The sequence below is a fragment of the Dehalococcoidales bacterium genome (genome assembly GCA_041656115.1).
GTDB lineage: Bacteria > Chloroflexota > Dehalococcoidia > Dehalococcoidales > UBA5627 > UBA5627.
Map to the genome: position 1 here is coordinate 1 of JBBAED010000012.1, position 20,257 is coordinate 20,257.

A 20,257-nucleotide genomic window follows, 5' to 3' on the forward strand; every position below is an offset into this window, starting at 1 on the left:
ATTGGGACGAAGTCGTAACAAGGTAGCCGTAGCGGAAGCTGCGGCTGGATCACCTCCTTTCTAGGGAGATTGACTTAGATCCGAACGTCTAAGACTCCTAGGTCGGAACTTTGATTATTCAAAGTCATTCTCCTTCCTTTCGCTATCCAGTTGTTAAGGTTTTTTATTGAAAAATGAAATATCAAACGCTTAGAATAATAGCTCAGAGCTTGTGGATACTTGCCTGGGCTATTGTTGTAATTGGGGTTGCTGTTTCAATCGCAATTGCAGTCGGGGCGGCTACGGCGGTTGCCAAAATCGGCTTCCTTTTGCTTGGTCTTATCGGAACCGCTGTTACCGGGATGATCTTTATGGCGATATCCAAAGTGCTTTCTCTTTTTGTTGATATCAAAGAGGATATTGCACGGATTTTGGAAAAAATCGAAAAAGACGCTTAGCCTTCTCGCCATCTCTTGAGAAATTAACTCAATAGCCTGATTACAACTTGAACAGAACTTGATTTCCAACGCTGATTTGCGTTAGAATATGCCTGCATCCGAATAGGGCGCAAGCCAAAAGTTAACAATAAACTCAAAAGCCGCCGGCTCGGTTTACGATAAGTCAAACTATCGTAAACGCCCCTAAGATATTTGAGCAGGGCAGGCTGACAATCAAGCGGGCCACTAGCTCAGTTGGTTAGAGCACAGTCCTGATAAGACTGGGGTCTCTGGTTCGAATCCAGAGTGGCCCACCATAGTGTACGGTAGGGAGAACCGTATTTTCCACACTCATTGAGCCTTTTGAATGCTTATCTATTCTTTTCTAATCTTGCATGCAAGACATTTAAACAGTTTCGTTATAAAAGTTATGAATTTTAAGATATAGTTGTCTGCCGAATAATCACAGCCGTTTACGGTAACAGCAACTCTTAACATAACATCTATCTAACACTCCCAGGCTGAAAACCTGTTATTTTATCCCAAATAATTCTTTTATATTTTCCCCTTACGGTTTATCGAAATAAACCTATCCCTTAGCGTTAAGCCGTAAAGTAGGTTTGTGCCTGTTATTCATTTAGAGGTTCAAATTCGTTTTTTACAATAAAACTACATTCCCATTATGTTGTAGACGTAATCAACGTAAATAACCTGTCCGGGAATGTCGGATGCTCTGCAATTGCCAGAAAGGCCACCATCTGATTGAAACCCGAATCTTTGCAAGGCTTTTTTTAATCGTCTGATTACTTTATAATTAGACAAACCATTAAAAGTCGAAAAGTTGATATTTGCGGATTCGCTTTCCAAAGCGGAGCCGTATTATTGTGTTACGAGGTAAGTTTATGAGTATTCTTAACCCCGACATGGAGTCGATGAGCAGTGATGAGCGCAAAGCATTGCAATCAGAGCGGTTGCAAGCTACGGTAAAGTACGAATATGCAAACGTTCCGTTTTACCGGGAGCGGATGGATAAACACGGAGTTAAGCCGGAGGATATTCGCGGTATCGATGATTTAAATAAACTCCCGTTTACCGATAAAAATGATCTGCGCGATGGATTCCCTTTTGGGCTTTTGGCAGTTCCGCAACAACAAATTGTGCGTATTCAAGGTTCATCGGGAACCTCCGGTCACCCGATTGTTACCGGTTATACCGAAAATGATATAGAAGTTTGGACCGAGATGGCGGCGCGGGCCTTGGCGGCGCTTGGTGCGAACAGTGATAGTATTGTTCAGGTTGCTTACGGCTACGGGCTGTTTACCGGCGGTTTGGGCTTGCATCAGGCGGCAACAAGGCTGGGGGCAATGGTTATCCCGATGTCCGGCGGTAACACCCAAAGGCAGCTTATGATGATGGAGGAACTGGGAACAACCATATTGTGCTGTACCCCTTCCTATGCCATTTACTTGGGAGAAGCGGCGCGCGATATGGGGATTTTATCGCAGCTAAAACTCAAAAGCGGTTGTTTTGGCGGTGAGCCTTGGACTGAAAAGATGCGCACCGAACTTGAAAGCTTGTTCGGTATTGATGCGATGGATATTTACGGCCTGTCGGAAATTGCAGGCCCGGGGGTTTCCTTTGAATGTAAAATGAAAGACGGGTTGCATATCAACGAAGATCATATTATTGCAGAGGTAATCAACCCCGAAACAGGGGAAATATTGCCGTACGGTGAATCCGGGGAACTGGTAATGACTACAATAACAAAAACAGGGCAGCCGATGATACGTTATCGTACACGGGATATTTGTATGCTTAACAAAGAACCGTGTTCGTGCGGGCGCACCACACTCAGGATGAGCCGTTTGGCAGGGCGTACCGATGATATGCTTGTCATCAGAGGCATCAATGTATATCCGGGACAGATAGAGTCTGTTTTGGAAACGGTTAGCGGAATAACGCCGCATTACCTGATTGTTGCCGACAGAGAAGCTTCGACGGATAGTTTGGAAGTCCAAATTGAATTAACCGAAGATATGTTCTCGGATACGATAAGCCAGATTGAATCCCTTAAGAATTTGATAGCCCTTCAGATTAAGTCTGTAGTAGGGCTTCAGGCGGAAGTGAAATTGGTCCCGCCGCGTTCCTTGCCGCGTTCGGAAGGTAAATCGAGGCGAGTGATAGATAAAAGGAGGATTTAAAAAGTGTTTGTTACGCAGATTTCGATCTTTTTAGAGAATGTCCGCGGCTCGCTGCGCAATTTGACGGAATTGCTGGGAGAGAGCGAGGTTAATCTACTGGCACTTACAATTGCCGATACCAGCGGTTTTGGTATAGTTCGCATTATTGTTAAAGGCAGTGATGTTGAAAATACCCTAAGCGTATTGCATCAAGCCGGATATATTGCTAAAACCAATAAGGTTGTTTGCGTTCGTGTTCCGCATAAACCGATGGGGCTGGCAAAAGTAATCGCCGCTTTGGATAACGCCGGTATCTCTATCGAATACAGTTATTCGTTTTATCAGAAAAATTTCACCGATGCCTGTATTATAATCCGTCCATCGGAGATGGAAGGCAGTATTATCGCGCTTGAAAAAGCCGAAATTAATATAGTCGGGCAGGAAGAGGTTGACAGTTTCAGATAATGCAGGCGTTACCCCAAAACGAAAAGGTATCGGGTAAAACCGCTATCTGCTTTTGGCGTTGTTTAGTGTGTTTTTAACAAAAATAAACCTGAAATCTATTGCGATTCGTTAAATTATATGCAATAATTAGGTACGATTGAATTTGAATAATACGGTGAGGTGTTGCGATGAATACAGTAAAAAAATTTTGCACGAATTGCGGGCAGCCGCTTGGACCAAGCGCTAAGTTTTGCGCGGGGTGCGGTGCCGCTGTGGTAAGCGAGGGTATTGTTGAAGAAGTTACCCCACCCGCTGCCGCGTATCAACCCCCACCGCCTGTTATGCCGGTGCAGGAGGCTCCGCCTCCTGCACCTCCGGCTTATCAACCGCCGCCCGTTCCGCCGATGCAAGCGGCAGCTCCTCCTCCCCCGGCACCTCCGGCCTATCAGCCTCCGCCGTATCCGCCGCAGCAACCCTATTACGGACAACAGGCGGTTCCCGGCTATGGGTATCAACCGCCGGCAGGTCCGATTCCCGGAGAGTCGGTAGTCGGTATTATTCCGAATGCCACAAAAAAGAAAAACCTGATAATGTCGGATACGTTTAATATTGTCGTTACAAATCACCGTATGGTTTGCGCTATGCTGACTTCGGAAATGATAAAAGAGGAATCCGCTAAATATCGCGGACAGGGAGTCGGCGGGTTCTTTAAATCAATGGGCGCCGGTTATAATGTATGGCAGCGTTATTTGCAAATATCTCCGGATATGGCCTTGCAGGAAAATCCCGCTAATTTTGCTATCTATCTGAATCAAATACGCAAAGTTAAATTCAAGCCCGATAAGGTCTTGTTTAGTAAGGGCGGGGTCAATATCGGATTTAAGGGCGGCTTCGGCGGCTTAAATGACGACAACGAAAAAACGACTCGGCCGATGGAAATTGAAACAATGAGCGGTAAATACAAATTTGAAATAAGTGATATGCACCAACAGCAAGTTGCAGAAACACTGCGTAAAGCGGGGCTTATTAAGTAGAATAATTCCCGATAATGCAACATCAAGCCTAATTTGAACTAAGTTTTAATCCCGGCCGCAAGGTCGGGATTATTTATAGGTAGGTTAACCTGCCCTCAACCTGTTTCCCGATATTCTGGTGATTTTTAAGGTATTCTTCAAGTACTTCGGCTACCGAAGTTGCAATCACCCTCGATTTGCCGTTAGCCAGCAATTCTTCGTTTGTAATATTGAGGTAGGCTTTTGAATTGGTAATGTGGTATCCGATAAGCCCGATTGTATACTTATCGTTATTATTAACCGGCTGCCCGTCGAATTCCAGCACAGACAATTCACGCTTACAATCGTTATAAACGGCACGAATTTTATCGTTTACCTGATAACATTCCCCTTCACCGTCGCGATTTTCGGGGCGCATAAAATGAGCAAAAATCTGTTTTAACTGCGCTCCGCTAATTGTAAAACGCGTCAGGTAATCTTTGAAAGGGAAGCAAGACCTGTAATCTTTTAGAGTAACGGCAGGGCCAAGCTCTTTGCTGCGGATTGAGCCGGAACCGACAAGCATTACATCACATTCCGCAGTATGTGCCAAGGCATCGGCAAAAAGATTCCCCAGCGAGGTTTCTATTTCTCGTGCGGGGTGGGTCATAACGTCAGTAAACTTGCAGATAATGGTATTGTATTTACGGTCAATCGCATCGGCAAAACTATCAATATATTCTTTTAATTTCAAATCGGGCTCGGCAATTCCCTCTTCGATGGGCACTAACTGCCACTTCCATTCGACAACACTGTTGGTATCATCATCGACAACAACATCAAAGCGGCCAATCTGGTTTGTACCGACTCCGGCTTGCGCAATAAGGATATCGTTCACTACCGCCGGCTGTTCCAGTATTGTATGTGAATGGCCGCCGAGAATAATATCCACCCCCCATTCCGGGTTTAAAATCTTGGCCAGTTCGATATCGGATTCATGGCCGATATGTGTTAAAAGAATTGTTAGGTCAATGTCGTCGTTTTTATAGGCATCGGTAATGATGCCGACTTCGTTGGCGGCATCTTCAAGGGAGATAAAGCTGCCGATTAGCTGTTCTTTTTTTAGAGAATCCAGCACTTTTTCCGTTATTATGCCGATAAACATAATATCGAATCCATCCACCCTTAGGATTAGATAGGGCTTCATTAACCGTTTCCCGTATTTTCTAATATAAAGGTTGGCGTTAACAATCGGGAAGTTGGCCATTTTCTCCAAAAAAAGAAGTTGCGGCAGGCCATAGTCAAATTCATGGTTACCGAGGCAAACGGCGTCCGGGGAGAGGTAATTCATAATCTCCATTGTGGAGATACCCTGGTATTCCGAATCAATCAGAGAGCCTTGCAGCATATCTCCCGAGATTACATAAAGCACGTTTTTTTCTTCGCGCCTAACCTTATTTACATATCCGGATAAGAGCGCCAAACCACCGACCAGGTTGTTGGAACCCTCTTTAACTTCCGTTAAAAAATCTCCGTGCATATCGTTCGAATGCAAAATTGTAAATTTCTTGGTTACTCCCATTACAGCTTCTCCCTTCCTAATTTCACAAGTAACATATTCAAAACAGCTTGTTTAACCTATCGCTATCTCAAAGCGTTTCCGCTAAATCCGCTTAACCGGCTTAAAAATTGTTACACCCAGTTTGCAAGTGGGCGGCCGCTATTTTAGCGACAATTTTTTTAGCTGCTTCTTCCTGTCCGGGAGGAATCGGGATACGGGCGGTGTAGGAATTGCGCCCGTCTTTTGACGGAGCGGAATAGGTTAGAACTATTCCGGGCGATTCATTCTCTGCTTTATCGTAAGCGATATCTTCCAAAACATTCCCGAGCCCTTTCCAGATATGCACCTGCCTATTAAAATAAATACCGTCGAGAGCAATATAGACCTCGCCCAAATGTTTCTTATTATTTAAATAGCTGCTGAGCGTGGAAAAGAAGGCGGCTAATGCGGCAACGGCGATAATTCCCAGTATAATCAGTGCAATTATCAAGAAATCTTCCCCGATGGCAACCGCCATTATTAGCCCCACAATAACGGCGATGATTGCAATCATAAAAAAGAGGCCGCGTTTGGCTGCCGCGTCCTCTTGGTGTTCTTTCTCCGTATAGACTTTCCACTCTTCCGGGGTATAGGTCCAGTGAGCAAGCCGGCTTTCTTTTTTTAAAATACGGTCTAAATAGGATGCCTGCCGAAAATAGAGAACGGCGGCAATAACCCCCGTCATTGAAACAAGCCCGCCGCCGATTGAAAGGGGGAAACCGCCGTCAAAACCATCCATTCCGATTAGCCAGGGGAAGAAAAATATTAAAACCCCGAATAAGGCTATTCCCAGCCAGATAAATGCCATTCGTTTAGGGGGGCTTATTTTTGCTCTCATGTCAATCCCTGCCGATGATTTGATGCTTTGATTATATCCTGTAAATTAGCTTACGGCAATAGTTTTAAGCGTTAAAATCGGTAATATCCCGAATTGGCGGGAATTAATAAAAAATAACCTCCGATTTTTTAACCGGAGGTTATTACAGTCTACTTTGTATTTTATATTGTGCTCTTATTCGTTTAAATTACCGCGGATGCAAACAACAAGTATGTCCGGTCCGCCGTGGGTTCCCAAAATCGGTCCGATCTCGCCCATTATTATTTTCTCACGCGGATACATGGAGCTTACGCGGTCGGCAAGGGCATCGGCTTCATCACGATCAGTGTTATACATAATGGATAATTCCTTTATTTTGCCGCCTTCTGCTGCTTTTTTAATAAACTCATATTGTTGTTCGACGCCTTTGGAGTAACTGCGTACCTTACCGATAGGCACTACTTCCCCGTCTTTGAGGTTTAGAAGCGGTTTAATGTTTAAGACTGCCCCCATTAAACCCTTTGCTTTGCCGATACGCCCGCCTTTGGCAAGGTATTTTAAAGAATCAAAAAGAACCATGAAATTAATTTCGGAAACAGTCTCTTTTGCTATCCGGACCACTTCTTCCATACCGGCGCCGTTTTTAGCGGCTCTGGCGGCCTCCAAGCAAACCATCCCTTGCCCGCTGGTAATTGAAAGGGAATCAACTATCTCGATAGGGCAGGACCCTTGGAAAGATTCACGAGCCTGTAAGGCCGACGGAATGGTCCCGCTTAATTTTGATGAAAGGTGGATTGACACGATGCCATCGGCATCTTTTGCAAGCTCCTCGTAAACCTGTTTGAAATCCAAGGGGGTAGGCTGAGAAGTTGCCGGGAATGTTTCGCCTTCAACAAGTTTTTCATAGAATTCTTTATTGCTGATATCAACTTTGTCTTTATAAACGTCATTGCCAAACCTAACATACAGAGGAACGACGGCGATATCAAACTCTTTAAGTAGTTCGGGCGGTATGTCCGCACTGCTATCGGTTACAATTTTAACTGCCATTTTATTCTGCCTCCCTATGTGAAGTCGAGATCTAATTTCCGTTTTAATACTTTAACAATCGACCGTTTCGGAAACTCACGGCATTATTTGTTAACCCACTTTGTTCGTTTTTCCGGAATGTTAATACGAGGTTGCGTCATAACGTACTATGACAGGTTTTAAATCTGCTTATTATATGATTACCGATGTGATAACAGTTTATAAAAAGGGGGCTCCGTTGTCAACAGTGAGTAACGGGAGAATACAAGCAAAGCCCCCCGAATTTCGAGGGGCTTTGCCTAAAAGGACTGCAATTGAAAGAAAAAAGAAAAGCTGTAAACACTCTTTATATCAGGGGCATTATAACATAGCGAAATATTAAAATCAACATATTGCTATGCCAGCTTTAATACGGTTATTATTATGTGTAAAATCCTCTTAAATATTTTAATAACACAAGCGCAATATCCGATAAGTAATTCCCAAACAGTCGGGCAAACATTGACCGTTGACCTGTTTTGTAGTAAATTTTCAATGATTAGCTAAAAGATACAGAGGTGAAATGTGAAGAAGGGTATTATTGCAATGGTTGCTCATGATGCCAAAAAAGAAGTTATGGTGGAGTTGGTTAACAGCCACAAAGATGAATTGGCAAAGTTTGATCTTGTTGCCACTAAAACTACCGGACAGCTGATTACGTATAATACCGGTATGCCGGTAACTTTATTGCAAAGCGGGCCGATGGGGGGAGACCAGCAAGTGGGGGCGATGGTTGCGGAAGATAAGCTTGAAGCGGTCATATTCTTGCGCGATCCCCTTTTTGCACAACCGCACGAGCCTGATATCTCCGCATTAATGCGCGTTTGCGATGTTCACAATACGCTGCTTGCAACCAACGTAGCAACCGCCGAAGCCGTTTTAAACCTGCTTTTTGAAAAAGCCGAGCTTTAGAACTTAACGGCGGACAAAAAGAGGGTAGAAACAGGTGTTGGCCCCTCTTTTTATCGCTACCAATCATTTATTGTGTTCTTTATTTGATATCAAAGACAATCTGGATGCCGGTTATTATTTTGATTTCACCGGTGCTGATGTCGGTCGGCGCATGCCCTTCAGTTTTTCCCATCGAACTGTCATAAGCTACGTATCGGTAAATCGGACCGTAATAGCTGCTGTTATCCATAATATAGGTTGGTTTACCCAGTGTCACTCCGGTTAATTCGGCGATTTGATTCGCTTTGGCGACCGCGTTTGCGATTGCGTTTGAGCGTGCTTCCTCATAGAAAACTTCGGGATTATCAACCGTGAAATTAATGCCGTTTATAACGGTATGTTCGCCGCCGGCGTCTACAACAGCATCGATAATACTGCCGGTCTGATCGGTATTTCTTACTTTAACTGTAATCGTATTGGAAACACAGTAACCGTACAAGAATCTGTTGCCGTCTTTATCCCAGCTCCAAGCAGGTGATATGTTGTAATTGGTTGTTTGAATATCCTTTTTATCGATATTATAGGTTTCCGTTACAGCCATAATCGCTGCCATTGATTCCGCTGCTTGTGCTTGCGCCGCCTCTAAAGAGTCCATCTGAACATAAACTCCTAAGTTCAGCACAGTAATATCGGGGATAACGCTTACTTCGCCGTTACCTGTTACCCAAATCCCGACGTTTTGCTGGCTTACAATCCCGCTTGCATCTTTATCGGAAGAAAGAGCAAACCCGAAAGCCCCCAGAGTTAAAAATATCAAAGCCGCTAGTGTAATTCCCGCAACAGACAATAATTTGTTACTCATTTTAACCTCCCCAAAAGTTATTTTGTTTTCCAAAAGATATAACGCAGATAAGATTCCGGAGATAGGGCACCGGAATTAAAAAATATTACTAATCAAAGGGAGGTGGTACAAAAATCGTGGTCTTAGTCTTTCTTTCAAAAACCGAGATATGGCTGTAAAAGTTTGCAAATAACGATATAATTATTATAAGAATCGGTTCTTTTGAAGGAGAAATAAATTTGGAGTGGCAGGAAATATTGGGTTTGGTCGGCGGTTTTTTTACGACCATGTCTTTGGTTCCGCAGGTTTTTAGATTATATCGGTTAAAAAGCGCACGTGAAATTAGCCTCACTTTTAATATCTTTTTTGCAATCGGCGTTTCCCTGTGGCTTCTCTACGGGATAGCACTAAGCTTACCGGCGGTTATTATTTGGAATATAATCACTTTAATATTGGTTATTGCTATGTTATTTGCCAAAATTAAATACAATCGGAGTTAAATCGGGCTTGCTGGGTAAGTTTTGGGAAATTGGGCACAAAACGTATTGACAATCGATGTTTTCGACTCTAAAATTATTATAGGGGTGTCGGTAGTGTTTGCCGGCGCCTTTAGAATTACAAAAATGTAAAAATATTGTACAATAGAAGGTGAGGGATACCGCTCCTCCGAATTTATCTTGCGGGGCGGTAGCTTTCTTGGACTTAAATGTCTTAAGGAGTTGTAAAGATGTCATTTTTAGAGAAGTTTGGGATTTTTTCCAAAAATGAAGCCGGGTGTAGCGGATGCAGTTCCGGACAGAGTTGCGGTGCCGGTTGCGGCGAAAAATGCGCAGCGGATGGGGCAAGCTGTGGGGATCAGCATTGTACGGTTTACAGGGAAGATTCTTCAGACGGAACCAAGAAATATGTTCCTGTTCCCGATTATCATAAAAATAAACTTTGTAGTCAACCTTTAACCAAAGGAGAGGTGTCTGATATGGATAAAAAAGAAAGAAAAGAAAATACTCCCGCAGATGAGAGCAGAAGAAATTTCCTTCGCGGTGCCGGTCTGATTGCCGGCAGTGCAGCGCTTTTGGGTGCAACCGGTTTGGCTGCATCAGGGTGCAGTGTATCGAATGAAGACGGCGAAACATGTACGACCACAACCGCCAAAACCAAGGTTGTAAACGACGTGGAATACTTAGGAGAGTGTGTCTGCCCCGTTTGCGGTGTTACGGTTCCCCACCCTAAAGGAACTCCTTGCAGATTGATTCCTTGCCCGAAATGCGGTGAAGGAATGGGGCGCTTGGCCTAGTTTCTGCAACTATTTAGATTAGTTAACAAAAACTCTCCCATGGCGGAGGGTTTTTGTTTTTTGGCATAAAATTCAAAGCGGGCTGCGCTGTGTTAAAACAATCAATACGTAATAAAAAGCCTCGAGATGTCTTTATAATGATGTACCTCGAGGCTTTTTTATCTTCGGATTAAGCTACTTGTTAGTCGGCGAGCTCAATGCCTTTTTCGGTAATTTTAAATTCCTCTCCAACCTTTTCGGCCAGGTCTGCCGTTACCATATCCCTTAGACCGCTTCTTACGCGGAATAAAGCAACTCCGGTTGTTTCGGCGACCTTTTCTGCGGAACTTACCCCGTTATCACGCAGGGCTTGCAGAACCTTTTTACCGGTTTGAGTCGGTTTTCCGTCAGGGCTAACACAAGCCATAATGTATCTCCTTTGAACCTATTTTATAAATTCTTCTTGCAAAGATACCAATCGACACATTCGTAGTCAGACTGTTTAACTCTTTCTTCGGCTGCTTCCTGAGTATTCGGCGCCGGTATGATAACCTTGTCGCCGGGGTTCCAGTTGGCAGGGGTCGCAACACCGTTCTTGTCGGTGGTCTGCAAAGCATCAACAATTCTGAGAATTTCCTGCATATTTCTGCCCGTGCTTAACGGATAATAGAGAATAGTTCTGATGACATGCTTATCGTCGATAATAAATACGCATCTAACGGTTTCGGTTTTGCTCTGACCGGGGTGGACCATTCCGTAAGCTGTTGAAACTTCTTTGCTAAGGTCGGCAATAATTGGGAACGGGATTTTAACTCCGGTTTTCTCTTCGACATTTCTGGCCCATGCGATGTGAGACGATAAACTGTCAACGCTAAGCCCTAAAAGTTCTACCCCGCGCTTTTGCAGGTCAGGATAAATTTCGGCAAAGGCAATAAATTCGGTGGTGCAGACGGGCGTAAAGTCCGCCGGATGTGAGAACAAAATAATCCAACTGCCCTTGAAATCATCCAGTGTAAGGTTCCCATGTGTCGTTTCAGTATTAAAATCGGGAGCCTTGTCTCCTAACCTCGGTAAGCTGATCGAGGTGTCCTTACATTCTTCCATTGTATCCCTCCTATAATAATATTTAGTTATACCTAACATTCTACATTCAAAAGCGGCATGCGTCAATAACTTTAGTCACATTTTTGCGGTTTTTTAATATTTTCTTGTCATATTAGCTACTTATACTAAATACAGGTTATAATAAACACATGGAAACACAACCTTTATTAAAAGTTCTTACCGGCGCGGGGATCGGCTCGCGCCGCAAAATGTCAGAAGCAATCAAAGTCGGGAGAGTCACCGTAAACGGAGTGGTAATTACCGGCTTTAATTATGAGGTTAACGTCGAGAAAGATAAGATTTTTGTTGACGGAAAACCAATATCGGCGCAATTACAGAAAATGATTTACATAATGCTCCACAAGCCGGCCGGAGTTGTTAGTACCGCCAGTGATGAACTGGGGCGGCGGACGGTTCTGGATTTACTGCCCAAAGAATTTAGAGGGTATCGCCTGTATCCGGTTGGCCGGTTAGATAAAGACAGTACGGGCCTCATACTTTTAACCAACAACGGAGAACTGGCAAATCGTTTAACGCACCCGCGCTTTGAAAATGAGAAAGAGTATGCCGTTACCACTAACGCCCCGATGAGGATAGCAGAAATCCGCCGTCTTGAAAAGGGGATTATGCTGGAGGACGGGATGACCTATCCGTCAGTAATAAGGCCGCTTAAAGGCGGGGATTACAGCATTACAATTCACGAGGGCAGGAAACATCAGGTACGGCGTATGTTTGAAGCGATGGGTTATTCCGTTAAGGCGTTAAAGCGGATTCGGATGGGCAGTTTGGAGCTGGGCACTCTGGCGGTGGGCAAGGTTAGGGAATTAAGGGAAGACGAAATGGAAGCGCTGGTTAGCTTGTGAAGTAATCGTAATCTATCTTTTTTACTTCATAGTTTGCTAATACATTCACCCCTACATTATTTTCTATCATCAGTTCAGCTAACCGCTCGCCATCGATTAGCACTATTTTGGTATCTATGCGCGAGACATATTCTTGTGCTTCCTTTGAAAAGGACGAAGTTGTTATGAAAATGCCTTTTCGCGCTTTCTGACCCTGTAAAGCGCCCGCAAACTTTTGGATTTCAGATCTCCCGATTTTGGTATTATCCCATCTTTTGGCTTGGATGTAGATGGTATCAAGTCCAAGTTTATCCTCTTTTATAATACCGTCAATACCTTCATCTCTTGGTTTGCCGATAGCTTCCCCAGCGTCTTTTCTGTTGCCTCCATAGCCCATTTTGACCAGTAGATCAATCACTATTTGCTCAAATAAGCTTGGCAGTCCGGTTTTTATTTGGTTCAAAACCTCATCGGCCAGCTCTTTATTTAGGTTTTGGTAGGCATTTTCCAGTGTTTCTTCCGGTGTTTGTGATTGGTTATCGCATTGCATATCATCTTTTTGTTTGGTGGTTTTTAGCTTCGTGGTGGATATGAAACGAGTAAACTCGGGATAATTTCCCAGAAGTTGAGCATCAATTTGGGGTGGGTTAAGCTTTAATAACTCAAGTCCTTCGTTGGTAATTGAAAAATAGCCACGTCTTTCGGATTTTAATAAACCTGCTTTATACAGATAAGTACGAGCCCAGCCCACACGATTATAAAATAACGGCTGTGTTCCGCTTAGTAGTAATTGTTTTTCTTCTTCGGGCGTAAGCTTGAAATAAGTTGCCAAGCTATCAACAACACTACGGAGGGAATACTCTTCTCCGTTTTTCACATGCTGCAACAATGGGAGCATTATGTTTTGAAAACCCGGAATTGCCATTTAGCCTTCCTACGATTGTTTAGCTTTGGGTTTGTCTATCTTGAGCATAATCTACACCTTAAGCATAACGATGTCAAATAAAAATACCCCATCTTTGTCAGACGGGGTACGGAATTGATGCCCAAAGAACAGTATAGATTACAGCAAGCCGATTAAAGTGTGCCTGATACAGCGCACCTTATAAGCCGCATCTTCCAAATCATCTTCGATTTTGCCAAGTTCTTGGAGTAGATTCTTGCTGGAAGTGGCACTCGGCAACTCTCCGCTCTGGTTTAAGGCGGTAAATCTCGGCAATAACTCTCTCAATTTTTGGCTGGCGGCAACATATTTGGTGGTTAAATCCTTATACTCGCTGAAAAGATATTCTGATACCCTCATTTAGTCCCTCTTTAAATATATACTTTAACGTATTTATATTAGCTAAAGAACGCCAAAATGTCCAACGCCTGCCGTGGCTGTTCGAAAATCAATGTCTTTTTTATTTTTTGGCTCGGAGTGCGCGGTACGGTCGCTTAGAATTTCGTATGCTATAATCAGATATAATGAAAATGCGGTTAATATGGGCAATAATAAGCATATTTGCCGAAGAAGCAGCCATTTTAGCGGTTTGCTTGCTTGTTTTACCGCGTTATAACATTAATATTCATATTGCTGTTGTTGTGCTTATAATGGTTGCGTGGTTGGTCTTGTCGGTGCTGTTATACCAAGCGGGCAGCCGCGCTTTGTTAAAGCATCCGGTTAATGACCCCGAAGCGATTATCGGTAAACAAGGGGTTGTGGTTCAGGAGATAAATCCCCAAGGGTTGGTTAAAATCCAAGGAGAACTGTGGGGGGCTAATTCCGAAGAAAAAATCGATGTCGGTGAGAAAATAACGGTTATCGACTGTACCGGGATTAAACTTACGGTTATCCGCTCCGATTCTCAGAAAAATTCATAAAAGCAAATCTTGTTATTTTATTTAACTTAAAACTTTTTGTAAAAATGTGTGGTTTTCGCTGTTTTTAACCCCAAATTAACAAAAATTAGCCCTTAATCTTTAATAAACAAAAAAAGTTGACCTTATTTAGCGCATTATTTCCGCCGAATACGAATATTATGTTATAATTTAGGCTCAGGTATTTGGAAAAAGTAGAGGACAGCAAGATGGAAATCATTCCGGCAATAGATATCCGCGGCGGTAAATGTGTTCGCCTGTATCAAGGTGATTACGGCATGGAAACCGTTTTTTCCGATGACCCCGTAGGTATGGCAATGCAATGGCAATCGCTGGGTGCTTTACGTTTGCATGTTGTTGACCTTGACGGGGCTGTTTCCGGTGAATTGGAAAATCTGCGCATTATTTCGGAAATTGCCAACTCGCTCCTTATTCCGATTCAAGTCGGCGGTGGTATCCGCGACATGGACTCCATCGGTAAGCTGTTATCATGCGGTGTTGACCGCGTTATCCTTGGTACGTCCGCTGTCGAAGACCCTCAAATGGTTGCAGAGGCCTGCCGCCGTTACAATAAATCCATTGTGGTTGGGATCGATGCCAGAGACGGGAAAGTGGCAACCAGAGGGTGGAAATTGGATACCGGACGTGAGCCGGTGGAATTTGCGCGCGATATGATGAAATTGGGTGTCAGAAGCTTTGTTTTTACCGATATCCGCCGTGATGGTACGCTAACCGAACCTAATTTTGTAGCCCTTTTTGAACTGATTAATTCGATTAAGGCTTCTGTAATCGCCTCCGGCGGGGTCGCTAATATTACGCATCTGAAATTACTTAAAAAAATCGGGGCTTCGGGGGCGATTATTGGCAAAGCACTTTATACTAAAGATATCAATTTAAAACAGGCGTTGGACGAACTGGATAAATAAAAACGGTTTCAATCTGTCCGGCGCCAAACACAAATAATAAGTAATTGAAATTATAAACAGAAGGAGAAAATATTTTGGCAGACAATCTTAAACTTGATCCGCAGGGGCTGCTTCCGGCAATTATTCAGGATGCCGATACCAACGAGGTGTTAATGCTTGGCTATATGAATCCGGAATCTTTTGAACTGACCCGCACCAAAGGCGAAGCTTGGTTTTACAGCCGCAGCCGCCAAGAGCTCTGGAACAAGGGCGCTACTTCCGGTAACAAATTATTGGTTAAAGAAATGTGGTTAGACTGCGATAACGACACCGTTCTCGTAAAGGCTAAACCCTTGGGGCCGGTATGTCACACGGGCGAGCGAACTTGCTTTTTTACAAAAATCGAAACAGATTTTTAGTTTTTGATTAAAAATAAAACGGAAACAAAAAAGAGGCAGATTATTTAATCTGCCTCTTTCATTATACCTTTTTTGCTTTGCTTTATTTTCTGTTGTAACGCTGATTGAAGCGTTCAACACGGCCGGCGGTATCGATAATTCTGCGTTCGCCGGTAAAGAACGGGTGGCACTTGCTGCAAAGCTCAACTTTCATTTCTTTTTTGGTTGAGCCAAGTTCAAATTCATTCCCGCAGGAACATCTAACCGTTGCATCTGAATAATAAGTAGGGTGAATTTTTTCCTTCATAATTATTTAACCAGTGTAAACACTGACCTTCCTTCTTTTATCGGTTGCCGGTTCGTATTTAACGACACCGTCTATTAAAGCGAAAAGGGTGTGATCCCTGCCAACTCCGACGTTATTGCCAGGTTTGATGCGGGTTCCCCTTTGTCTTACTAAAATGGTGCCGGCATTTACCTTTTCATCGGCAAATCTTTTAACGCCCAGCATCTTAGGTTTGCTATCGCGACCGTTGCGTGTAGAACCGCCGCCTTTTTTATGAGCCATTTAAAACACCCTCCGGTTGAACAATCTCACCAATAGACAGCTCGGTATACATTTGGCGATGGCCTGTTTTCTTGCTGCTTCTTGTCTTGTTCTTGTACTTAAAGACAATGATTTTTTTATCTTTGCCCTGACTTTTTACTTTGGCAACCACTTTCGCTCCCTCAATCGTGGGCTTGCCTACAATTTGTTGCTCTCCGGCAATCATCAATACTTTATCCAGCTCGACAGTATCGCCTTCGGCAGCGGTCATACGAGCAACTTTAATGCTCTGACCGGGAGCTACTTTATACTGTTTTCCGCCGGTTTCAATTATAGCGTAAATTTTGGTAAACCTCCCTCAATAAAACACTTCATTCTATCAGTTAGCAACGATTGGTGTCAACTGTAGTTTTGTTCCACAAATCGGTTACTGTTTTCTTTAAATCAATAAGCGGTATATCGGTATCAATAACAACATCGGCCGCCCTTTGTTTCTCTTCCGAGGGCATTTGCAGCTGCATTCGTTCTAAAATACTGTCCTCCGTCATCCCCCTTTTTCCCAGCCGTGCCATTACCACGTCTTTCGGGGCAACGGTGACCCAGATTTCGTTAACCCTCTCTCTCCAGCCGGCTTCGATAAGCAGGGGCGCTTCGATTACCGCTGTTTGAACACCCTTTTGGCGGTAATCTTCTAAAATCGCCTCTATGTTTTTGTAAATAACGGGGTGAACAAGCATATTCAGTTTTGCGGTTAGGGTAGCATCTTTAAAAACAATGTCGGCAAGTTTTTTACGGTCTATACGGCTTTTTGCGTTAAGCACTTGAGCCCCAAAGAGCGATACTACTTCCGCATGTACCTCACCGTCGTTTTCAAGCACGTCATGCCCGATTTGGTCGGCATCCAAAACGATAGCCCCCAGTTCCTTTAAAAAAGCGGCAACCGTGCTTTTACCGCTTCCGATACCGCCGGTTAATCCGATAACTTTCATAACTTAAACCTTTAAAATTCAACCCTCAAAACAGGCTGGCTTTACATAAAGCCCAGCATCTGGATTCCGCTTATAATCATGCTGACGGCGATTGCCGCCAAAAGTAAGCTAAATACCTTCGAAATGGCGCTAAGCCCGCCTTTACCCAAAAAGTGGCTTAACTTATTACCCGCCATGAAAATAATCCAGGCAATAAACATATTAACGGCAAAGGATAAAAGCACAATATAAAGAGGGAATTGCATTGCCAAAAGCAGCAGCGTTGCAATGGTTGCCGGCCCTGCCGTTAGGGGCGTACCGATTGGCACAATTGCAACCATTTCCCCTTTTTCGATATCCACCATTTGCCCGGTAATAATCAGTTTTATTGAAAGAACCAGCAATATTAACCCGCCGGCAATTGCAAACGCGCCGACCGAAATTCCCATTACGGTAAGAATAAATTGGCCGAAAAAGAGGAATGCCAACCCAACCGCAATTGCGGTTATGGTGGCGGTATTAATCATTTTGCGCCGTTCTCTTAAAGTCATTTCCTCGCCGAAACTGATTAGAATCGGGAGTGTCCCCAGAGCGTCTATAACAATAAAAAGCGGGACAAAAGTCAAAACAAAGTTGTGCCAGAATTCAGCCATTAAGTGAGTCCTCTGTAAAAATGCGAAATGATATAAAAATTATACCATATATTCGTTTTTTTGATTTAGCGGTAATTTTTACGGTCTCTTTAATTTTGCTCTCGGATTTTTAAAATTTCTACGTTTGCCCATAGATTTAACCCCGTATAAAATATTATTGAAACTCTGCTATAATATGCCTAACGTTACTTTTACCTAAGGAGCGAGGCTATGCTGAAAAAGATTTTAAAGATATTGGAGGAAGATTCACGAATTTCTCCCGAGCAGATTGCCACTATGTTAGGGGCTTCCGTTGAGGAAGTTACCTCCACAATCGCTAAGGCAGAAGAAGAAGGGCAAATCCTAAAATACAAGACGCTTATCAATTGGGATAAGATTGACAACGAACAAGTTTGGGCGTTAATTGAGGTTCAGGTTTCCCCGCAAAGAGATACCGGCTACGACGCCATCGCCGAAAAAATTTATCAATTGCCGCAAGCTATCAGCGTATATTTAATGTCCGGCAGTTATGATTTAGCGGTAATGGTTAAAGGCAAAACAATGCACGAGATAGCCAATTTTGTGGGGCAACAGTTGTCGCCGATTGAGGGCGTACGTTCAGCCGCTACCCATTTTATTATGAACAGGTACAAAGAAGACGGGGTTTTGTTAAACGGCGGCGAAGAAGTAAAAAGAGAACCAATGATCCTTTAGTAAAAATACTTTATAGTGGCAGGATAGATCATGGACAACGGTTTTGATGATAAAAGCAGCAATTTGATTGCAGACAGGGTTAAATCAATCGCCCCTTCGGGAATACGTAAATTTTTTGACCTTCTGAGTTCGATGGAAGACGTGATTTCACTGGGAATCGGCGAGCCGGATTATCCGACCCCTTGGCATATCCGTGAGGCGGCCATTAAATCGGTCGAAAAAGGGCTTACAATGTACACTTCCAATGCCGGTATGCCGGAGTTACGCCAAGAACTGTCGCATTATCTAAAAGGTCGCTACGGGCTTGATTACGATTGGAAATCGGAACTACTGGTTACGGTAGGGGTTAGCGAGGCTTTAGACCTTGTTATGAGGGCAATCCTTAACCCCGGCGATGAAGTGATTATGCCGGACCCCAGTTATGTTTCATACCCGGCTTGTGTTCATTTGGCGGGGGGTGTTAATGTTTTTATCCCGACACACGAAGAAAACAATTTTGAAGTTACCGCTTCCGATATTGAAGCGCGCATAACCCCTAAAACAAAGGCGATTTTATTAGGTTATCCCTCCAACCCGACGGGTGCGGTTATGCCGTATGAGAAGTTGGAACAGATTGCTGAAGTTGCCCGTAAACACGACATTTTAGTAATTGCCGATGAAATATATTCACAGTTGGTCTACGGTTTTGAGCAGACTTGTATCGCAACGTTACCGGGGATGCAGGAGCGCACGATTGTGCTAAACGGCTTCTCCAAGTCCTTTTCTATGACGGGGTGGCGTGTCGGATACGCCGCCTCTTGTAAACCGATTATTGCGGCAATGGGGAAAATACACCAATACACCATAATGTGCGCTTCCACTATGGCCCAGGTAGCCGCCTTGGAAGCCCTAAGAGCCGGTGAACCCGATGTTGCCGAGATGGTGGAAGATTATAACCGCCGCAGATTGGTAATGGTTAACGGATTGCGTAAAATCGGGCTTCCTTGCTTCGAACCGAAAGGCGCTTTTTATGCTTTCCCGAATATCAAAAGCAGCGGAATGGATTCCAAAGACTTTGCCGAAAAATTACTGATGGAAGAAAAAGTAGCGGTTGTGCCGGGGACGGCGTTCGGTGAGTGCGGTGAAGGGTATGTACGCTGTTGTTACGCTACTTCACTTAAGGAAATTGAAGAAGCTCTGGTTAGAATGAAACGGTTTTTGGAGCGGCACAGGGTTTAGCTGTTAATCTCTTTGATTGTTTTAGAATCTCGTTCGCCCTGAGCCTGTCGAAGGGTTTAACGAACGAGGAAAAACACGGGATTACTATTCAAGCCGTTATGGTTCGACAAGCTCACCACGAACGGTTGGAGCTCTCTACCTTGTCTTTGCGAGCATAGCGAAGCAATCTCATATAATCGTAAAAGATTGCCACGTCGTTCGCTGACGCTCACTCCTCGCAAAGACGTTTATTAACTTGTCATTCTGAGCTTGGCGAAGAATCTGGGGGTTGGCGGATAGTGTACCGTTCGGTAGCGGGTTTTACGATGGGGCATTGTCTCTTTTTTGATTCTGAGGGTACCTCATAGCCTGCATTTCTTATCCTCTTAGATCCTTCACTGCGTTCAGGATGACAAAATGAGATTGCCACGTCGCTCGCTAACGCTCACTCCTCGCAAAGACGTTTATTAACTTGTCATTCTGAGCTTGGCGAAGAATCTGGGGGTTGGCGGATAGTGTACCGTTCGGTAGCGGGTTTTACGATGGGGCATTGTCTCTTTTTTGATTC

General features: G+C 43.9%; 26 protein-coding genes, 1 tRNA gene and 1 rRNA gene. 15 read left to right on the top strand and 13 right to left on the bottom strand.

Features of this window, described 5'->3' with window-relative positions; genetic code table 11:
• The 6 genes from WC958_05890 to WC958_05915 form a co-directional block, all read left to right on the top strand.
• Nucleotides 1-60, top strand: a 16S ribosomal RNA gene (locus WC958_05890); the annotation flags it as partial.
• Nucleotides 61-173: 113 nt separating this feature from the next.
• Nucleotides 174-437, top strand: coding sequence for a hypothetical protein (locus tag WC958_05895; GenBank protein ID MFA5629755.1), 264 nt, complete (start codon nucleotides 174-176; stop codon nucleotides 435-437).
• Between the two features lie 219 nt (nucleotides 438-656).
• A tRNA-Ile gene (locus WC958_05900) sits at nucleotides 657-733 on the top strand.
• Nucleotides 734-1,318: 585 nt separating this feature from the next.
• Complete coding sequence (locus WC958_05905) at nucleotides 1,319-2,617, top strand: phenylacetate--CoA ligase (protein ID MFA5629756.1); 1,299 nt, start codon at nucleotides 1,319-1,321, stop codon at nucleotides 2,615-2,617.
• Nucleotides 2,618-2,620: 3 nt separating this feature from the next.
• Nucleotides 2,621-3,061 carry a hypothetical protein gene (locus WC958_05910; protein MFA5629757.1) on the top strand — a complete coding sequence of 147 codons (441 nt, stop codon included), beginning with the start codon at nucleotides 2,621-2,623 and terminating at the stop codon, nucleotides 3,059-3,061.
• A 167-nt stretch (nucleotides 3,062-3,228) separates the two neighbouring features.
• Entirely contained in the window at nucleotides 3,229-4,074 is an 846-nt protein-coding gene (locus WC958_05915) for a zinc ribbon domain-containing protein (GenBank protein MFA5629758.1), read from the top strand.
• A 73-nt stretch (nucleotides 4,075-4,147) separates the two neighbouring features.
• On the opposite strand, the gene WC958_05920 is transcribed toward WC958_05915, so the two are convergent.
• The 3 genes from WC958_05920 to WC958_05930 form a co-directional block, all read right to left on the bottom strand.
• Entirely contained in the window at nucleotides 4,148-5,614 is a 1,467-nt protein-coding gene (locus WC958_05920; protein MFA5629759.1) for a bifunctional UDP-sugar hydrolase/5'-nucleotidase, read from the bottom strand.
• Nucleotides 5,615-5,714: 100 nt separating this feature from the next.
• Nucleotides 5,715-6,470 (bottom strand): hypothetical protein, encoded by a 756-nt coding sequence (locus tag WC958_05925; GenBank protein MFA5629760.1) that lies wholly within the window; start codon nucleotides 6,468-6,470, stop codon nucleotides 5,715-5,717.
• A gap of 174 nt (nucleotides 6,471-6,644) precedes the next feature.
• Nucleotides 6,645-7,499 (bottom strand): DegV family protein, encoded by an 855-nt coding sequence (locus WC958_05930; protein MFA5629761.1) that lies wholly within the window; start codon nucleotides 7,497-7,499, stop codon nucleotides 6,645-6,647.
• A 543-nt stretch (nucleotides 7,500-8,042) separates the two neighbouring features.
• Between WC958_05930 and WC958_05935 the strand changes: the two genes are divergently transcribed.
• Nucleotides 8,043-8,429, top strand: coding sequence for a methylglyoxal synthase (locus WC958_05935; GenBank protein MFA5629762.1), 387 nt, complete (start codon nucleotides 8,043-8,045; stop codon nucleotides 8,427-8,429).
• A 79-nt stretch (nucleotides 8,430-8,508) separates the two neighbouring features.
• On the opposite strand, the gene WC958_05940 is transcribed toward WC958_05935, so the two are convergent.
• A complete protein-coding gene (locus tag WC958_05940; GenBank protein ID MFA5629763.1) occupies nucleotides 8,509-9,270 on the bottom strand; it encodes an SIMPL domain-containing protein in 762 nt (253 codons plus the stop codon).
• A 218-nt stretch (nucleotides 9,271-9,488) separates the two neighbouring features.
• Here WC958_05940 and WC958_05945 point away from each other — a divergent pair, with 218 nt between their 5' ends.
• Together WC958_05945 and WC958_05950 are read left to right on the top strand one after the other, a co-directional pair.
• Nucleotides 9,489-9,749 (top strand): SemiSWEET family transporter, encoded by a 261-nt coding sequence (locus WC958_05945; GenBank protein ID MFA5629764.1) that lies wholly within the window; start codon nucleotides 9,489-9,491, stop codon nucleotides 9,747-9,749.
• Nucleotides 9,750-9,976: 227 nt separating this feature from the next.
• Nucleotides 9,977-10,543: a twin-arginine translocation signal domain-containing protein gene (locus WC958_05950; GenBank protein MFA5629765.1), complete on the top strand. Its 567-nt coding sequence runs from the start codon at nucleotides 9,977-9,979 to the stop codon at nucleotides 10,541-10,543.
• A 181-nt stretch (nucleotides 10,544-10,724) separates the two neighbouring features.
• On the opposite strand, the gene WC958_05955 is transcribed toward WC958_05950, so the two are convergent.
• Both WC958_05955 and WC958_05960 read right to left on the bottom strand, forming a co-directional pair.
• Nucleotides 10,725-10,949 (bottom strand): hypothetical protein, encoded by a 225-nt coding sequence (locus WC958_05955; protein ID MFA5629766.1) that lies wholly within the window; start codon nucleotides 10,947-10,949, stop codon nucleotides 10,725-10,727.
• Nucleotides 10,950-10,972: 23 nt separating this feature from the next.
• Nucleotides 10,973-11,626, bottom strand: a complete 654-nt coding sequence (locus WC958_05960) for a peroxiredoxin (protein ID MFA5629767.1) — start codon at nucleotides 11,624-11,626, stop codon at nucleotides 10,973-10,975.
• A 149-nt stretch (nucleotides 11,627-11,775) separates the two neighbouring features.
• Here WC958_05960 and WC958_05965 point away from each other — a divergent pair, with 149 nt between their 5' ends.
• A complete protein-coding gene (locus tag WC958_05965) occupies nucleotides 11,776-12,489 on the top strand; it encodes a pseudouridine synthase (protein MFA5629768.1) in 714 nt (237 codons plus the stop codon).
• Here the strand turns inward: WC958_05965 and WC958_05970 are convergent.
• Both WC958_05970 and WC958_05975 read right to left on the bottom strand, forming a co-directional pair.
• Nucleotides 12,479-13,393, bottom strand: coding sequence for a restriction endonuclease (locus tag WC958_05970; protein MFA5629769.1), 915 nt, complete (start codon nucleotides 13,391-13,393; stop codon nucleotides 12,479-12,481). The genes WC958_05965 and WC958_05970 overlap by 11 nt on opposite strands.
• 138 nt (nucleotides 13,394-13,531) lie before the next feature.
• The gene (locus tag WC958_05975; GenBank protein MFA5629770.1) at nucleotides 13,532-13,771 is read right to left on the bottom strand and encodes a hypothetical protein; all 240 of its coding nucleotides are present in this window, start codon (nucleotides 13,769-13,771) and stop codon (nucleotides 13,532-13,534) included.
• A gap of 164 nt (nucleotides 13,772-13,935) precedes the next feature.
• On the opposite strand from WC958_05975, the gene WC958_05980 reads away from it, so the two are divergent.
• The 3 genes from WC958_05980 (at nucleotide 13,936) to hisI (ending at nucleotide 15,652) form a co-directional block, all read left to right on the top strand.
• Nucleotides 13,936-14,331, top strand: a complete 396-nt coding sequence (locus WC958_05980) for an NfeD family protein (protein ID MFA5629771.1) — start codon at nucleotides 13,936-13,938, stop codon at nucleotides 14,329-14,331.
• 182 nt (nucleotides 14,332-14,513) lie between these two features.
• Entirely contained in the window at nucleotides 14,514-15,254 is a 741-nt protein-coding gene (gene hisA, locus WC958_05985) for a 1-(5-phosphoribosyl)-5-[(5-phosphoribosylamino)methylideneamino]imidazole-4-carboxamide isomerase (GenBank protein ID MFA5629772.1), read from the top strand.
• Between the two features lie 74 nt (nucleotides 15,255-15,328).
• Complete coding sequence (hisI, locus tag WC958_05990) at nucleotides 15,329-15,652, top strand: phosphoribosyl-AMP cyclohydrolase (GenBank protein ID MFA5629773.1); 324 nt, start codon at nucleotides 15,329-15,331, stop codon at nucleotides 15,650-15,652.
• Nucleotides 15,653-15,734: 82 nt separating this feature from the next.
• Here the strand turns inward: hisI and rpmE are convergent, their stop codons facing one another.
• Genes rpmE through WC958_06015 form a run of 5 tightly spaced genes read right to left on the bottom strand, consistent with a single transcriptional unit; the run spans nucleotide 15,735 to nucleotide 17,799 of the window.
• A complete protein-coding gene (rpmE, locus tag WC958_05995; protein ID MFA5629774.1) occupies nucleotides 15,735-15,938 on the bottom strand; it encodes a 50S ribosomal protein L31 in 204 nt (67 codons plus the stop codon).
• Nucleotides 15,939-15,944: 6 nt separating this feature from the next.
• The gene (gene rpmA / locus WC958_06000; GenBank protein ID MFA5629775.1) at nucleotides 15,945-16,199 is read right to left on the bottom strand and encodes a 50S ribosomal protein L27; all 255 of its coding nucleotides are present in this window, start codon (nucleotides 16,197-16,199) and stop codon (nucleotides 15,945-15,947) included.
• A complete protein-coding gene (rplU, locus tag WC958_06005; GenBank protein MFA5629776.1) occupies nucleotides 16,189-16,521 on the bottom strand; it encodes a 50S ribosomal protein L21 in 333 nt (110 codons plus the stop codon). Before rplU ends, rpmA begins: the two co-directional genes overlap by 11 nt.
• A gap of 40 nt (nucleotides 16,522-16,561) precedes the next feature.
• Complete coding sequence (gene coaE, locus WC958_06010) at nucleotides 16,562-17,167, bottom strand: dephospho-CoA kinase (protein ID MFA5629777.1); 606 nt, start codon at nucleotides 17,165-17,167, stop codon at nucleotides 16,562-16,564.
• A gap of 41 nt (nucleotides 17,168-17,208) precedes the next feature.
• Nucleotides 17,209-17,799, bottom strand: a complete 591-nt coding sequence (locus WC958_06015; GenBank protein ID MFA5629778.1) for a MarC family protein — start codon at nucleotides 17,797-17,799, stop codon at nucleotides 17,209-17,211.
• Between the two features lie 210 nt (nucleotides 17,800-18,009).
• On the opposite strand from WC958_06015, the gene WC958_06020 reads away from it, so the two are divergent.
• Nucleotides 18,010-18,492, top strand: a complete 483-nt coding sequence (locus WC958_06020; GenBank protein ID MFA5629779.1) for an Lrp/AsnC family transcriptional regulator — start codon at nucleotides 18,010-18,012, stop codon at nucleotides 18,490-18,492.
• 30 nt (nucleotides 18,493-18,522) lie between these two features.
• Complete coding sequence (locus WC958_06025) at nucleotides 18,523-19,710, top strand: aminotransferase class I/II-fold pyridoxal phosphate-dependent enzyme (GenBank protein ID MFA5629780.1); 1,188 nt, start codon at nucleotides 18,523-18,525, stop codon at nucleotides 19,708-19,710.
• The last annotated feature ends 547 nt before the right edge of the window (nucleotides 19,711-20,257 follow it).